Genomic DNA, 14,655 nt, shown 5'->3' with positions numbered 1-14,655 from the left:
GGCCCGCGGCTTCCGAAACCCCCACAACTACCGACTCAGAATGTTGCTGATCGCAGGCGGCCTAGACCACCAACCCCACCCTTAAACCGGAAGAGCCCATAAACAACGTCATACCGCCCAGCGGGTCTTTGACCGCTTGGTGACCGAGCACGATTATCCAGGCTCGTATTCCCCAGTCCAGCGCTTTGTGAAACAATGGCGTGCTGAACACCGCCAACCCTCGGAAGGCTATGGTGAATTGGATTGGTCTGCGGGGACCATCCAGGTCGATTTCGGCCAAGCCGAAGCGATTATCGCCGGAGTACGGTTGGTGTTGCACGTGTTGGTGGTGACGTTCCCGTTTTCCAATATGCGCTTCGCCCAGGCCTACCGCGGTGAGACCGCTGAATGCGTCTGCCACGGGCTGCGCACTATTTTTGAACACATCGGGCTAGTACCCACCCTCATGATTTTCGACAACGCCACCGGAATCGGGAAACGCGTCGCCGATAAAGTCATTGAAACCACGTTGTTCTCAGCGTTCCGGTTACATTACCGCACCCATTCTCGGTACTGTAACCCGGCGTCTGGCCATGAGAAAGGTAGCGTGGAAAACGCGGTGGGGTTCTTACGTCGCAATCTTATGGTGCCGGAACCCCACGCGGTGTCCTTGGAAGCACTCAACACCACGTTATTAGCCCAATGCGACGAATTAGCCGGTGAACAGCATTACCGGCATGATGTCCCCATCCGCCAGTTATTTGACCAGGATCTGGCGGCGTGTTTACCGTTACCCGGCATCGGATTTGACCCGGTGCGCTATGAACCCCGCAAAACGGATAAACGCGGGTATATCACCGTGGAATCCAACACCTATGCCGCCGGCCCAGCATTCCATAGCCGGGCGTTGACCGTGGGCATCCGAGCAGACACCATCGAGATCCTCGATGAACACGCCAACCCAGTGGTGACCTTCCAACGTGTATTTGGTCATCACCCCGACACAATTTTCCAGCCAGCAGCCCTCTTACCCCTCTTAGCAACCAAACCTGGTAGTTGGTCACACTCCCTGGTCCGGACTGCTGTATCAGACCCGTTACGCGACTGGTTAGATACCGCCAGCATGCCCCAACGGCGCAAAGCCTTTACTGGGTTGGCTGCCGCGGCCCAGGCCACCGACTTTGACACCGCCACCACCGCGGCCACCACCCTGATTACCACCGGCGATACGCCCTCCAGTGCGGCCTTGGGCATGTTGGCCCGCCGGATGGCACAAGGCAGCCAGCCAACCACGACCGTGGTGAATCTGGACGTGTATGACCAACTGACCGATCGGAAGGCCACCGCGTGACCACCAGTGACGATATTCTTGCCCTGGGCAAGGAAACCTCATTGACGACCAGCGTCTTAGCCGACTGGATCCAACACGGCACCCCCAAACAACGCGAATACCTCCACGGATTATTGACCGCCGAAGTCACCTCCCGGCAAGCCTCGCGCCGCCACCGGCTGTTACGAGCCGCCAAACTGCCCACCATGAAAACCTTCGATGGCTATGACTGGACCGCAGTGCATTTCCCACCCGATTACGGCCGCGACCAGCTGACCAGCCTCGAGTTCATCGAACACGCCCAAGACCTCGTGCTCTACGGCGACGTTGGCACCGGCAAAACCCACCTAGGCATCGCCCTGGCCGCGGCAGCATGCCACCAAGGCATCCCCGCACGGTATTTCACCACCGCATCACTAGTCATGCACCTACGCCAAGCCAAAGACCACCACCGGTTAGACAAAGAACTCGCCGCCCTGGCCAGAAACCGGTTACTGGTCCTTGACGAACTGGGCTACGTCCCCATCGATGCCGAAGGCTCCCGACTGCTCTTCCAAGTCATCGCCGACGGCTACGAACAACGCAGCCTGGTGATCACCACCAACCTGGAATTCTCCCGCTGGGGCAGCATCTTCGGTGACGATACCATGGCCGCCGCTATCATCGATCGCATTGTCCACCACGGCCGGTTACTCCAATTCCGTGGGGATTCCTACCGCGTGAAAAACGCTCTGATGAAATAACCCTACCTCCACAGAAAGCACAACCAATCATGAGCCTCACCTCAGAAATACCCGACGCCCAGCAGACACACGATCACTGGCACAGCTACATCAATCAGCGCCTCGACCGCGCCAACACACTACTGGAGACAATCAGCACCACCATAGAGACCGTGGACCCACACAACCGGGAACATGCCGCAGACCTACTCGACGCTGCCATCCAAAACCTGCAGCGGCTCCACGACCGCTTCGGGCCACCACCAACCCAAGACGACCCCGACAATCCACCCTTCTAACCCCAAAAATCACTAAGGATCCGGCCATATTGCTCTTTTGGCCGGAAAACACGCTCACGTGGCCGGATTCTTACCGCTTTAATGGCCGACTTCTTATTGACAAAACACACCTGGCCATATCCGACTGAACCGTTTTGCTCCACCCAATCATCCGCGCGTGAGCGCGCACAATCGGCCCGCCCATGCGAGCACTGCGTGGATCCAAACACACCGGCGATTTCGGGTGCACCTCCCACGGTCCCACCGGCTGGTCAGCAACATAGCAATCCAACCGCTCTTTGGGGGCCTCAGGTGGACTGGCAAACAGCTACCAACATCCCTCGTGCTCACCCATCGTCCCATCAACGAGGCGCGCACCATCCAGACCCTGCAGTCGATGCTCTGCAACAAATTTCAACCCGGTCTCATCGAGTTCAAATAGCGTCGGCGGTCCAGTATCGACCATCGCCGGGAGCACATAGGTTGCACCGGCATGCTCGACGATCTGCGCATACGATAAATGTCCTCCACCAACCGGCAGTTCTACCGGTAACCAGGTGCCATCTGCATACGCAAAGATCTCTCCCTTGCCCGTGCCCGCGTGCATCACCTCGGCACAGAGCCGACCATTGTGATACCCACATGGGTCAGCAACAAACGCCAATCAATGAGGTCTTGGGTCTGAGCTAGGCCTCGAGCCGTGCAAGCGGATCTTCTGTGGCGGTTGCAGTCTTGCGACCACCACGGTTGCTGCGCCAAACATAGCCGATGGCACCCAACAGCGCTGCCCCCAGGATGACAGCCCACCAGGGGAAGCCGGGGACTTCGGATTCCATCGGAAATTCGGCGGGCTCCTCGATCTCGGTGCGTTGTCCAGTGACCAACATCCGGTGGGAGTTCACACCGATGGGTGTGCACGTCACCAGGGTCAGCAGATCTCGGCTGGTTTCCGGTACCAGGGTTTCGGTTTCATTTGGTAAGACTGCGTCAATGGTGATGACCTCGTAGTGCAGCTGTTCACCATAAGTTTCGATAGTGAAGATATCGCCGGGGACCAGGTCGGGCAGGTCGGTGAACATCCGATGGTTTGCCAGTCCCGAATGAGCGGTTATTACCGAATGAGTGCCCTCCCCACCCACGGGTAAGGCCGTGCCATACAGGTGGCCGACCCCCTTGAGTAGGGTCTCTTCCGTTGTCCCGTGATAAATCGGCATATCCACATTGATTTCCGGGATGACCACCCGGCCCATCACACCGGTTGGGACACCTTCTAATTCTCTTAGGTACTCTTGATAGGGCTGCGAGTCGAGGCCGGCCAGTCCCTGGGTGAAGGGGTCAAATGCGCCCCCGGCATTGAGGCCTGCGTTATATTCTCGGGCACTGTGCAGCACGGCGTCACGCTCGGCTTGGGTGGTCTGGTCGACTTCAATACTGTATTGGCCCAGCAGATCCGACTGATTATATTGCGAAAACCAGTTTGCCGTCATGGGATACAGCAACACCAGCACCCCCAGCAGTGCGACGGTCAGAAATTGCAGTTGATTTTTCAGCGGGGTTTTGCGTTGTGGCTTGTCAGTCATTTGCGACGATTCCTCAGCAGGTAGATCCCCCACAGCCCAAGGGCACCCACCAGCAAGATGGTACCGGCCAGGTAGAAGACCGTCGTGGTGGGACCACCGTAGTTTGGTGTTTGGTCGACAATCGACGGTTCGGCGGCGACGAAGATCTGGTGTACCCAGAACATAACGTGTTGCATGTGACGCTTCCTGCCCGTTGGGCGTGCAATGAAAATGTCTGTGCGGGGTGTATCGTTTTGGGATACACCCCGCACAGTGTGTTCAGCTCAGCAACCCTTGCGGTTACTGGTGAGTTTGGGACTTAGACGTTAGCTTTGCGGTTGCGAGCGTAGAGTCCGCCACCGAGTGCCAACAGGGCCAGACCAATGACCATGAACAGCCCGGTACCGGCAGCACCGGTCAGAGGCAGATCAAAGTCAGGTTGTTTGTCGTTATCGATCACGATGTTCTCGGTTGCAACACCAGCAGTGATTTCCACGGTTCGCACGGTCTCATCAGCCTGGTACCCGGCCGGTGGAGTAACTTCTACCAGGTAGTAGTTGCGGCTGTTTTCGGCACCGGCGTTCAACGGGCCAATCTCGATCAGGCCATCATCGTTGGTGATGAAGGTTTCTACACCATCAATGCTGATCGGGTTGGTACCAGCGTCGGCATCTGCCTGGCTGCGGAAGATCTGGAATTCTGCGCCTTCCAGACGGTTGTCGTTATCCGCATCCTCTTTTTGGATCACAACGGAACCCCAGTAGGTCTCGGCTTCAGGAGTCTCGACTTCATGGTCTTGATCGTTGACCGTGGTGAACTGGATGATGTCGTTTGTGATGACGCCGTCACCGATGTCGGCACCTTCAGCAATCGTGGTGTTGATGGTGTAGGCCAGATCGCCACCGCTGTTGGCGACGATCGCTGCACGACCGGCTTCGGTCAGTTCGATGGTCACGTTCTTGCCGTCTTCGGTCACAGTGTAGTGCTCGTCCTGAGTCCAGGCATCACCGTTGTAGGTGAAGTTCGAGACACCGGTGAAGTCCAGACGCTCATCAATCTCATCAACAAATGAGAAACGGTTCAGCTCATCGTTTGGCGCCAGCTGTGGTGCTTCAGATGAGACGTTCCATGCCACGGTGTCCCCCGGGGCGTAGGCGTTGTCGTCGGCTTCTGCATCGAGTTCTTTCTCAAGTGCGGTCACCGAGTTCTTCGGGTAGACGTGCAGGTCATAGGTCCAGGTGTCATCAATCGAGGTTGGAATGATGACCAGGAACGGCTCGGCCTTGCGTACGATGTTGTTATCGCCGTTGTCATCGCCTTCGGTGACAAGGTAGACGCCGATGGGCAGGTCGTCAAAAGCCACCTGACCATTGACGGTCTCGACTGGTCCTTCGACGAGTTCGAGGTCTCCAGCGACGTCGGCCGGGGTCAGATCTTCAATTTGATCCCACTGTGCAGGATCGGACAGGTCAATGTTGGTGACCCGTTCCAGTGAGAATTCCACGCCGTCCAGCGCCGGTGAATCCACATTCTGCGGTGCACCGGTTGCTGGTTCGCCAGCAACGTTGGGTTGTTCGTGTTTGTGAACCGTAATCGAGCCTTCGGCATCGACATCGATGTTGCCATTGGTGATGGTATCAGCGTGAGCAGCAGTGCCCGCACCGAAGACCGCCAGACTCGCCATGGCAAAGGTACCAAGGCCAGCCACCAGGCGCTTACCCAGACTCAGTTTCTGAGCACCCATAGTGTTCTTCCTTTCGATAGGTAATGAGTTCATGAGAGATGAGCTCAAGTCTTATTTGGATTGGCGTTGTCGGAGCGACCAGGTCAGTCCGCCCAGCACCGCCAACGCCAGGGACGCAGCCCCGATCAAAGGCCACTTGCCGGAAAACACTCCGGTCAGTGGCAGCTCGCCTGGGGCCAGTGGTTCATTGACGAACGATTCGTCAAAGACGTATTCGCGTCCGGTTCCGCTGATCTGGAACTCTTCGGTTCCAGAGATCAACTGGAACCCGGCCGGGGCTTGGGTTTCTTCTAGCGTGTAGTCACCCCAGTGCAGGCCTTCCACCCGAATGGTGCCGGCGGTTTCGATGACGTCGTATTCGCCGTTGTCAACAACTGCCAGCTCTCCGAAGCCATCCGGTCCGGATAACGACCACTCCGAATCTGCTAGTGGGTCACCGGTGGCATTGGTTTTTTCCCATTGCACGGCACCCGGCAGATCAATGTTGATGAACGTACATTCAATGGCGGTATCCTGCTCAATGGTCAGCTCACCCCCAAGGACCTGCTGGTCTTCTCCGTCGACGGTGCAGACGATCTCTTGGAGTTCGTAGCCGACTGCTGCAGCCTCCTGGCCGTCAGCACCGTAGGTTTCGGACAACTGGTAGGTGCCTTCCGCAACACGTTGGGTTTCACCGTGTTCAAAGACCAGCTCGTCATCCTCCGAGGTGGCAAACAGGTTCCAATCGGTTAGGACTTCGGGAGCGCCATATTGGGTTTCGAATGCCTTGTACAGCGTCAGGGTGGGGATCGCAATGTTTTCGAATCCAACATCGAATGCATAGTCCAGGTCAGTGCCCTGGACAGCAAAATCCACGCTATCTTCCAGCAGTTCGTAGCCATCCGGGGCAACGGTTTCTTCCAGGGTGTATTGGCCCCAGTGCAGCCCCTCCACCCGGAAGTATCCGTCACGGTCATCAGCGTCATGCTCACCGTTATCGGTGATCGGCACTTCGCCGAAACCTTCCGGACCGGTCAGCTGCCATTCGGAACCGGCCAACTGGTTGCCGTCGGTGTCGACCTTCTGCCAGACCACCGTGCCGGGTTGATCCGCATTGGTCAGCACACACTCGGTTGCAGTGCGATCCTCGAGAGTCACACTGCCATCACCGGCCACCGGAATGTCTTGTCCATCGGCTGTGCAGGTGATGTCCGTCAGGTCATAGCCGGCATCACCCGGTGCCATGTTGTCCCCGAAAAACTCCGAGATGGTGTAGTCACCCGCCTCAACGCGCTGAGTTTCCTCGTGGGCAAATTCCATGGTGTCGCCACCATCTGGCGTTGCAGTCAGCGTCCAGTCGTCGGTGTCTTCAGGCGCACCATACTTGGTATCAAATGCTTTGACCAGCGTCAGCTCGGTGTCAGACAGCGGTGCGTTGGTGAACTCACACGCGATGCTCTGACCTAGCTTCGTAACGGTGACATCAAATGTCGTGCCTTGGCCACTGTCCTGCCAGCCGTCACCATCAGTACAGACCCAGGAGGTGTCATAGTCATCTGGCAACGCAGATTCTGATCCCTCGGCCATCGCCTCGCTGATGGAAAAAGTGTCTTGATACAGTGCGGGGACAGGACCAATCTGGTGCTCCTGGCGCCCGGTGGCCGAGCCTTCGGTGATTGCTTGTGCAATCACGTCATTACCGCTGTGCATCTCGAGCGTGAACTGATCATTGTCGTCTTTTCGATCGACAACGTTTTTGGTGACCTCAATTGAGGACGGCGAACTACAGCCAGCCAAGTCCGTACTGTTCCTGAGCACGTTCTGGGGAGAACCAATCTGCTGCCACGTTGTGGGGTTGTACTTGTAAAGGTAACTCGAGGTACCCAGATAAATCGATCCGTCAGCATCGAAAGCGATACCGTTCGCGTTAGCACCGCCTGTTCCACCAAGCGTCTTCATTTCTGTGGATGATGACTGCAGTTCGTCACCGAGTGACCCCTCCAATTCGCCAGCCGTGATCGTCCCGATGGCAGCCTGGCTGCCACCACTGATGAGGAAGAAGAGGTTGCCCTGATCGTTGAAGGCCATGTCACCGTTAGCTGCGCTGATATCTTCTGTATCAATGCCAGTATTGACATAACCGACATACTGCACCGAGTTCGACGCTGCATTGTATTTCCAGATGCGGAACTGATACTCATAGACTTTTGTCTGCCACCAACCAGAGCCGTAGCTATAGCGATAATGTCTCTCATACCCGCCGAAGTAATAATCGCCGGTGTTAAGATCCACTGCACCGGCAACTAAATCACCGCTGAGCCCATGGGTGTAAGTTACTAGAGACTCTGGTGCACTACCCGGCCCATTCCAGCGGTAGATCGTTGCCCGCGTCTGGGAATCTCGATGATAAGCGTACGTTGGGGTTCCGCCGGAACCGATACCAATGCCGTTGAACGCATTGCCGGTACCCCGGGAACCAAAGTTTGCAAGTTCGGTACGTCTACCGGATGGGTTGATTTCATAGACCTGCCCTGCTCGTCCCATGCTGTACACATAACCGGGCTCACAGGTCAGCGCACTACCAGATTGTGCAGGAGCGTTCAGTGGCTCACTTTGCACCGCTTCTTGGTCCGCCTCCTCAGCAGGGGCCGGAGCTTCGGTCGGTTCGGCTGCTTCGGCCGGTTCGTCCGGTGCCGTGCTGACTGACGCTTCAACGGTGGGTTCAGGGGATGAAGACTGCTCGGTGGCAGGTGATGCTGCATCGTCGGGAGCTGTAGGCGGCACTGATGGCACTGATGTTGTCGTCTCAACTTCACTCGTGGGTGGCGTAGCGTGTTGATCGGCTACAGCGGCTCCACTGGGCAGGATCAATACTGCGGACACGAGCGCCACGGCCATTGCCGCAAATCCGCGGCGAGGCGAGGCTAACTTCATGTGGGTCCCCTCTTCAAAGTTTTCGAAATAACACCCCGGAGTCTGCGGGGTGTCAGAATAAGTGTGGTGATGTCGTTAGATGCTGGTGATGTTCTCCAAGAATCCTCCACCAACTATAGGCACCGTGCGGGAGTTTTCTCCAACGGATTTTAGCTTCCGCGCATAAATCACCCTCCCCTCCGCCCTTGCATATGCGCATGTCACCCTCGTATTCGCACTGAATCACCCGGCCTATCACCCACTGATGCTGTCGGCCCACCCGCAAGGGTCACCCTCTGGATTTTTCGCTCACCTCGCACCTCACCCGAGATCTCCAGATACTCGTATATTCAATAAAACTGCTGAGTAAATATCGGCATGAAAAATTATTTACATGTCCTTTTACGTCGAAGCCCATGACAAATTGCCCCGGTGAGGTCGGCGTAGTAGTCCGAAAGTGGGTACCAAGACACTGCTTCAGTGTGATCGCGCCTTCAGCTGGGCAAGAGTGTGCAGCCACGCTGAAGGGTCAGGGAGGCTCCAGCCACAGGAAAGGACAAGGCGCACAACTCCCGAGGGTATCGGGATGGGTCATATTGCGGCTATTCCGGTGGATAGTACCGGGTGGTTGGTCGCCGGCCGAGTACTTTTGGACGTGGATGGTGCGATCGCCCACCGCATGTTCCTCCGTGGATCCAACACCGGGCTGGAGAGCAATCGGGTCGCCACGATTCGGTGTCACGGTGTTGGCATCTTCAGGCTGAGCATCGGGTGCAATGTCCAGGCGATCACCGGATAACTCGTGCAGTTCGGGTCCGCCGTTTCGCAGGTGAGTAGTGCGGTTGCGACGACATCCAGCAGATAACCATTCAGCACAAACGGTGTCAGATCAACGACATGGTCACGGTCGGCCCTGCCGTCGGCGACGACGACTGCAAACTACACGCTGCGAATCTGCCCGGGCAGCACCGGATTCACCTGCGAATCATTCGGTATAACCACAAGATCCGCACCGAAATCAAAGCTCTGCGGCTCGCCGCCCAAGTTGCCGTAGCCGTTTCCGGCGGCCACGCGCTAAGTCAGGTGATACTACCGCGTGCCAGCAAAGAGGAACCCGGAGTCAGTCGGTGTCAGCGGGCGCTACTACTGGTCTCACCAGGGCGAACAGGCCAAATACGAGTGCTAAAGCACCAGCGATCAGGGTGATCACCGGCCAAAACGTCGTCATAGTCGCGGCAACTTCTAACCACCCGGTGAAATGCCCGGCAATCCGGTTGCTGGCGTTGGTGGTTGCAGCCATCGGATCGGCCAGCACTCCGACGGCGAACCAGCCCACCGCCGCGCCAAGTAACGCACCGACTCCGGCGACGATTTTGCGCCACATCCCCGAGGTGACCAGCAGCCCGGCGGCCGCGATCATCAACACTATTCCGAAGGGCAATAACAACGCGTGCATGGAACCACCGGACATCAGCGGGATGCAGCTGGTATTGGTGCCGACGAGCGTAAACGACACCCAGCGTTGCGATGCTGAGATGGCTGCTGTGAGTCCTGTCAGGCCAAGAGCAGCTGCCAAAAATGCTGTTCCATTATCCTTGCCCCCACCTTTGTCGATGAACATGCCTTCCTCAAATCTGCGACCACCAGCTGTCATTACTATACATCATAGTAATGACAGCAGATGCAGTGCAGGGCCGGTCGGTAGCAACACGGATTAGGCGCATGTGCGCAAAATACTTATACGGACGCAGGATCTGGTTGCATAGTCAGGCGTTTATGACGCTGCCGTACCGCAGGTAATGACACGCCGAAGTGTCGAGCCTGCTGAGCGATGGAGTAACCCATACCCTCGAGGCGATGAATCTCATTTTCTGGCATCAATAAAGCACCTGCAAATTCGTCGGCAAAGAACTCGTGCAAGTCGTAATCATTGCCTCGGGTATCTGTAAAGGAATAGTCCTCGTCAGACGCGACGGAGCTACGTTCCACTATGTGGCCTAATTCATGTGCCCAAGTAAACCGTCGACGTACCGCAGGTTCTGCCGAGTTAAGAACAATGTCAGCTGCGCCGCCAGGCTGCTTCGAGACAACCCCAGAGAAACCACCATCTAGCGGCATCTCGTACTTTACTGCATCCAGAGCTTCAGTAATGGGTCCAAGCTTAACGGGGTACTCGCCATCCCAATGCGCATCGAGCAGCACCTGTGCTTCACGATGAGCTCTTATATAGGCTAATTCGTCCATAATTCCTCCCCCGTTAGCATCTAAGTACACCAGATATCCGGCAGGATAGATGGTGGGCCGGTCCAGTTCTTGGGCATGATCTTGTGCCCCCAGTCCTTGATGATCCGGGGGGTGTTTTCACCCGGGAATTGGTCGCGGCGGATCGTGGATCGCTAATAGAGGCACGACGCCCCAGCAGATCAGATAGCGGGTTTGGGTAGGGCTTGTTTTCTAACGTGGATGCCGAGCATGAACCGCCCACCGACACCACTATTTTGGGACTGGCCGTTATCGGTTTGAGCCAACCGGATCAAACCAAGGGATGCTAGCGACCAGGAGGGGTCTGATATGACGGCATTCAACCTTGACCAGTACGCGTTATTCATTGGCTTGGATGTGGGCAAATCCGAACATCACGCCACCGCGCTCACCGCGGACGGGAAGAAGGTTTATGACAAGGCGTTGCCCAACAGTGAACCGAAATTGGTCCAGCTGCTGACCAAGCTGGTGGACCAGCACGGGCCAGCGTTGCTGGTGGTGGATCAGCCCGCTACCATTGGTGCCCTACCGGTGGCGGTGGCTCAAAGCCTGGACGATGTGGAGGTCGCTTATCTGCCAGGACTCACGATGCGCCGGGTCGCTGATCTGCACGCGGGTAGCGCGAAAACGGATGCCCGGGACGCCTACATCATCGCCGAAACCGCGCGCACCATGCCCGCCACGTTGCGAGCCATTGCGGTCTCGGATGAGCAGATCGCTGAGCTGGCCGTGCTGGCTGGATTTGATGATGATCTGCTGTCTCAGACCACCGCCACCCGCAACCGACTCCGTGGGCTGCTGACTCAAATCGACCCGGGCCTAGAGCGGGTGGTGGGACCCAAACTCGAGCACGCCGGGGTGTTGGATGCCCTGACCCGCTGGCCCACCCCGCAGGCCCTGAAGACCGCTGGGCGGGGTCATGTGCGCAAGCGTATTGCTAAACACAATCCCCGGCTGGCAGCCAAGCTCACGGACGAGCTGTTTGCCGCTTTGGATGCTCAGACGGTGGTCGTGCCCGGCACCAGTGCGGCTACCACTATTGTGCCGATGTTGGCATCCCAGCTGGCCGAGCTGTATACCCAGCGGGCAGCGGTGTTATCGCAGGTGGAAGCGTTGGTTGATGCGCACCCTCTTTCCCCGGTCCTGACCTCCACGCCAGGTGTGGGTGTCAGGACTGCTGCTAGACTCCTGACCGAAGTTGTGGGGTAAAGAGTTCAAGACCGCCGGCCACTTGGCTTCCTACGCCGGTATCGCACCCACCACGCGGCGCTCAGGTACGAGCATCCGTGGGGAATTCGCCAACCGCGGCGGCAACAAACGCCTAAAATCCACCTTGTTCAATAGCGCCTTTGCCTCCTTGAAGTCCAAAGACCCGACCTCGCGCACCTACTATGACAAGAAACGCGCCGAGAAGAAAACCCACAAGCAAGCAGTCATCGCCCTAGCACGACGGCGCCTCGATACCCTGTATGCCATGCTGCGCGATGGCACCTTCTACCAAGCCCCCACACCTCAAAAAACGGACCATAATCTTGCCAAAGCCGCTTGACAAAAATGATAGAGGCACCCCCCGTCACATCATAACTCATTTCCAGGGACGAGAATTCACCTGCGCAAAACATGTGGATTGTGGTGTGAGTTATTCACAGGCTATCAATTTGTGTCACTGCATAGCTATAGCTCCACGCTGCTAGCGCTTTTCAGCGCACGTCAGTGAATGCATAGACACATCGGCGAAATGCTTCCGCCTGTTCAACCGCCTATGGATTGAGCCGGTGCAGACCATACCGGATTCGCCCTTGCATGACTCAAGCAAACTTACCGTTGAACCAGATTGGACGACGATTAATCGGCTCTCCCGAGGACCTACGATTGGTTACACGCAGTGCACCCAGCGCCAGATCCGTGCAACGACGCCTTTGCAACATCACATCGGAAAAGCCATAATGACGACGTCAGGGTCATTTGCGCTCTACTCGGGCTAGTCGTGGTCCAGATACGCGGACTGAGCGCCGCCTCTCATCTCAACAACCACGGCATCGACATAGCAGGCAATGCAGCCGGTGTACGACATACAGTTCCTTGCCCTACCATCAAGGGACCAGCCGTTGTCCTCATAGTCGAGGTCACGGACCTGAAATCGCACCACACCGGGCTCAGGATTCGTGACGGCGGTGATAGTGCGCTGCGGTGAACCTTTGCTGAAACCCTCTAAACTGTTGACGCCTGATACGTCATAAACGTCTCAAGCTGCTGTTGAGCCCAGGCGTTTTCACATGAGAGCCGTTCACCAGAGTATGGAAAACCGAACCTCAGAGCTCTAATTCGCCGTCAAAACCCCGTTTTCATACTGGGCCGGTGTTGCAGTCCAGGACCTGTCGGTGCCGTCTACGGTGACTGTTACCATCTCTAATTCAGGGTGACTGTCCAACGTAGCTTCAAAGAAACCAAAACCGAAATCCTGGAGGCCGCCGTCGCTATTGGGGGTCACGAAATACTCAGTGAGTGCTGCGTCCTCTAACGTAATGATGATCTCCCCGGGCTCACCGGCGGCAAACGAGTCAGCATGGTAGTGCGGATGCACGATAGCATCGGGGCATGCAGCATCGTGATGGTCTAGATAAGTCTGCGTTACGTCATTGACCAACTGATCATCCGCGCTGCTGGGTTCAGGTAGCTCCCATGCCACACAGTATTTATCCCACGCTGCTTCGGGACGGCCGTCTGCGATCGCTTGTTCTTTGGCTTCAGCGGGATCGGTGATGCTGGCCAATTTTGACTCAGGTGATGACTCGGCATCAGAGATGGTTTCATGGGCCTCGCGATCATTTTTCAGCTGTTGAGCCTCAAGCACGTCCGATAGCCCCTCGACGTGCGCCTGAGCAGCCTCATCTTTTGCGGCGTCCACAGAACCGCAGCCGGTGAGTGCCGCTGCCGTGACAGCTAAGGCAGCAATGACAGTGCCATTGCCTTTCATGGTCGAACCCCCAGTGGTGATGGTGTGAGTCCGGCCAACCTATCATGGGACACCATTATCAAATGCAGAGTTACCCAATGACTGACAAGGGCGAATACCAACCATCAGATCGAAGGAGTCACCGGCGGTGATGGTTTCGGTGAGCACACCCATCTGGTGGACTTCACAGGTATCTAGGTCATCGCCGGATCCGTCGCCTTGGCTGAAGACGAACTAGGTCCAGGCTTCGACTTCGGTCAGTCTGGACCAGGTTACTTCTGAGGGCCAGTCGGAGCGGGACGACAGGAAAAGCTTCAGTGCTTCTACTACGGGACTAACCAAAACTGCGAAGGTCAGTGGAAGTGAACTAGCCTGGCGCGCAGATCTCGATCGCGACCCTGTGTTGCATAGTGGTGTCACTTTATTAGTTGCTTGCGATGCTCCTATTCCATTACTGGTATGACGAAGCTTTCTAAAGCACTTACTTCAACAATGCTTTTAGAGAAGCTAGCTTCAGGGACCGATGCCAACAGGCTTAACGGCGAGTTATCGGAGTCATCGGATGCTTTAGGTAAATCTGAACGAGGTGTTTCCCACCAGTCGAGTAATGCCGCAGCGATTTTTTCCTGCGGGCAATCAACACTCCTAGAAATAAGCTTCTGGTTGATCTCCGCAAGTACATTTATGATCTGTCCGTTGCGGAATTGAAAAGCCGGATAGTACCTGGTGCCCCCATGCTCGATTTCGATGATCACCTTATACCGGCGATAAGTATTCAGCAGTTTCCGTTGCGCAGCTTGTTTAGCTCGGGCTTCTTGCTCTTCTGTTCGAGGTTTCCCTATCTGCCAGACTGAGGTGAGACACCCGGACTGATGGTTAGATGGCTGGGGCACTGACTAAAGGAGCACCCAGTATGACCTTGACAACGACGAC

The 14,655-nt window shown here is 56.5% G+C and carries 13 protein-coding genes and 2 pseudogenes; 5 read left to right on the top strand and 10 right to left on the bottom strand.

Annotated elements, in window-relative coordinates; translation table 11 throughout:
* Nucleotides 1-88 precede the first annotated feature (88 nt).
* The 3 genes and pseudogenes from istA to ACYVJT_RS14485 form a co-directional block, all read left to right on the top strand.
* A pseudogene (gene istA, locus ACYVJT_RS14495) lies at nt 89-1,330 on the top strand (IS21 family transposase); the annotation flags it as partial.
* Nucleotides 1,327-2,052, top strand: coding sequence for an IS21-like element helper ATPase IstB (istB, locus tag ACYVJT_RS14490; RefSeq protein ID WP_343957878.1), 726 nt, complete (start codon nt 1,327-1,329; stop codon nt 2,050-2,052). The pseudogene istA and the gene istB, both read left to right, overlap by 4 nt.
* 29 nt (nt 2,053-2,081) lie before the next feature.
* Nucleotides 2,082-2,330 (top strand): hypothetical protein, encoded by a 249-nt coding sequence (locus ACYVJT_RS14485; RefSeq protein WP_343957880.1) that lies wholly within the window; start codon nt 2,082-2,084, stop codon nt 2,328-2,330.
* A 307-nt stretch (nt 2,331-2,637) separates the two neighbouring features.
* On the opposite strand, the gene ACYVJT_RS14480 is transcribed toward ACYVJT_RS14485, so the two are convergent.
* From ACYVJT_RS14480 to ACYVJT_RS14460, 5 genes are all read right to left on the bottom strand, one after another.
* The gene (locus ACYVJT_RS14480) at nt 2,638-2,973 is read right to left on the bottom strand and encodes a hypothetical protein (protein WP_343957882.1); all 336 of its coding nucleotides are present in this window, start codon (nt 2,971-2,973) and stop codon (nt 2,638-2,640) included.
* Nucleotides 2,974-2,995: 22 nt separating this feature from the next.
* On the bottom strand, nt 2,996-3,889 hold the full coding sequence (locus ACYVJT_RS14475) for a class C sortase (protein ID WP_343957885.1): 894 nt from the start codon (nt 3,887-3,889) through the stop codon (nt 2,996-2,998).
* Nucleotides 3,886-4,065 (bottom strand): hypothetical protein, encoded by a 180-nt coding sequence (locus ACYVJT_RS14470; RefSeq protein ID WP_343957887.1) that lies wholly within the window; start codon nt 4,063-4,065, stop codon nt 3,886-3,888. The genes ACYVJT_RS14475 and ACYVJT_RS14470 overlap by 4 nt, the downstream gene beginning before the upstream one ends.
* Before the next feature lie 122 nt (nt 4,066-4,187).
* The gene (locus ACYVJT_RS14465; protein WP_343957889.1) at nt 4,188-5,612 is read right to left on the bottom strand and encodes a SpaH/EbpB family LPXTG-anchored major pilin; all 1,425 of its coding nucleotides are present in this window, start codon (nt 5,610-5,612) and stop codon (nt 4,188-4,190) included.
* A gap of 51 nt (nt 5,613-5,663) precedes the next feature.
* Entirely contained in the window at nt 5,664-8,525 is a 2,862-nt protein-coding gene (locus ACYVJT_RS14460; RefSeq protein ID WP_343957891.1) for a SpaA isopeptide-forming pilin-related protein, read from the bottom strand.
* Between the two features lie 565 nt (nt 8,526-9,090).
* Here ACYVJT_RS14460 and ACYVJT_RS14455 point away from each other — a divergent pair.
* Nucleotides 9,091-9,303 carry a hypothetical protein gene (locus ACYVJT_RS14455; protein WP_343957893.1) on the top strand — a complete coding sequence of 71 codons (213 nt, stop codon included), beginning with the start codon at nt 9,091-9,093 and terminating at the stop codon, nt 9,301-9,303.
* A gap of 140 nt (nt 9,304-9,443) precedes the next feature.
* Here the strand turns inward: ACYVJT_RS14455 and ACYVJT_RS14450 are convergent, their stop codons facing one another.
* The 3 genes from ACYVJT_RS14450 to ACYVJT_RS14440 all read right to left on the bottom strand — a co-directional run bounded on the left by ACYVJT_RS14450 (nt 9,444) and on the right by ACYVJT_RS14440 (nt 10,748).
* A complete protein-coding gene (locus tag ACYVJT_RS14450) occupies nt 9,444-9,575 on the bottom strand; it encodes a hypothetical protein (RefSeq protein WP_343957895.1) in 132 nt (43 codons plus the stop codon).
* Between the two features lie 49 nt (nt 9,576-9,624).
* Nucleotides 9,625-10,158, bottom strand: a complete 534-nt coding sequence (locus ACYVJT_RS14445) for a Trp biosynthesis-associated membrane protein (protein ID WP_343957897.1) — start codon at nt 10,156-10,158, stop codon at nt 9,625-9,627.
* A gap of 83 nt (nt 10,159-10,241) precedes the next feature.
* On the bottom strand, nt 10,242-10,748 hold the full coding sequence (locus tag ACYVJT_RS14440; protein ID WP_343957899.1) for an ImmA/IrrE family metallo-endopeptidase: 507 nt from the start codon (nt 10,746-10,748) through the stop codon (nt 10,242-10,244).
* 327 nt (nt 10,749-11,075) lie between these two features.
* Here ACYVJT_RS14440 and ACYVJT_RS14435 point away from each other — a divergent pair.
* Nucleotides 11,076-12,315: pseudogene (locus ACYVJT_RS14435) on the top strand (IS110 family RNA-guided transposase).
* A 771-nt stretch (nt 12,316-13,086) separates the two neighbouring features.
* Here the strand turns inward: ACYVJT_RS14435 and ACYVJT_RS14430 are convergent.
* Both ACYVJT_RS14430 and ACYVJT_RS14425 read right to left on the bottom strand, forming a co-directional pair.
* The gene (locus ACYVJT_RS14430; RefSeq protein WP_343957901.1) at nt 13,087-13,743 is read right to left on the bottom strand and encodes a hypothetical protein; all 657 of its coding nucleotides are present in this window, start codon (nt 13,741-13,743) and stop codon (nt 13,087-13,089) included.
* A 422-nt stretch (nt 13,744-14,165) separates the two neighbouring features.
* The gene (locus ACYVJT_RS14425; RefSeq protein ID WP_499418511.1) at nt 14,166-14,615 is read right to left on the bottom strand and encodes a hypothetical protein; all 450 of its coding nucleotides are present in this window, start codon (nt 14,613-14,615) and stop codon (nt 14,166-14,168) included.
* Nucleotides 14,616-14,655 lie beyond the last annotated feature (40 nt).

It is taken from the genome of Yaniella soli (assembly GCF_054782375.1).
This window is presented reverse-complemented; position numbering and strand designations above follow the sequence as displayed.

Coding starts and splice junctions, on each gene's coding strand:
- ACYVJT_RS14445 (WP_343957897.1), bottom strand. CDS start 10,158: ATGACAGCTGGTGGTCGCAGATTTGAGGAAGGCATGTTCATCGACAAA.
- ACYVJT_RS14455 (WP_343957893.1), top strand. CDS start 9,091: ATGGGTCATATTGCGGCTATTCCGGTGGATAGTACCGGGTGGTTGGTC.
- ACYVJT_RS14430 (WP_343957901.1), bottom strand. CDS start 13,743: ATGAAAGGCAATGGCACTGTCATTGCTGCCTTAGCTGTCACGGCAGCG.
- ACYVJT_RS14475 (WP_343957885.1), bottom strand. CDS start 3,889: ATGACTGACAAGCCACAACGCAAAACCCCGCTGAAAAATCAACTGCAA.
- ACYVJT_RS14470 (WP_343957887.1), bottom strand. CDS start 4,065: ATGCAACACGTTATGTTCTGGGTACACCAGATCTTCGTCGCCGCCGAA.
- ACYVJT_RS14440 (WP_343957899.1), bottom strand. CDS start 10,748: ATGGACGAATTAGCCTATATAAGAGCTCATCGTGAAGCACAGGTGCTG.
- ACYVJT_RS14485 (WP_343957880.1), top strand. CDS start 2,082: ATGAGCCTCACCTCAGAAATACCCGACGCCCAGCAGACACACGATCAC.
- ACYVJT_RS14460 (WP_343957891.1), bottom strand. CDS start 8,525: ATGAAGTTAGCCTCGCCTCGCCGCGGATTTGCGGCAATGGCCGTGGCG.
- ACYVJT_RS14465 (WP_343957889.1), bottom strand. CDS start 5,612: ATGGGTGCTCAGAAACTGAGTCTGGGTAAGCGCCTGGTGGCTGGCCTT.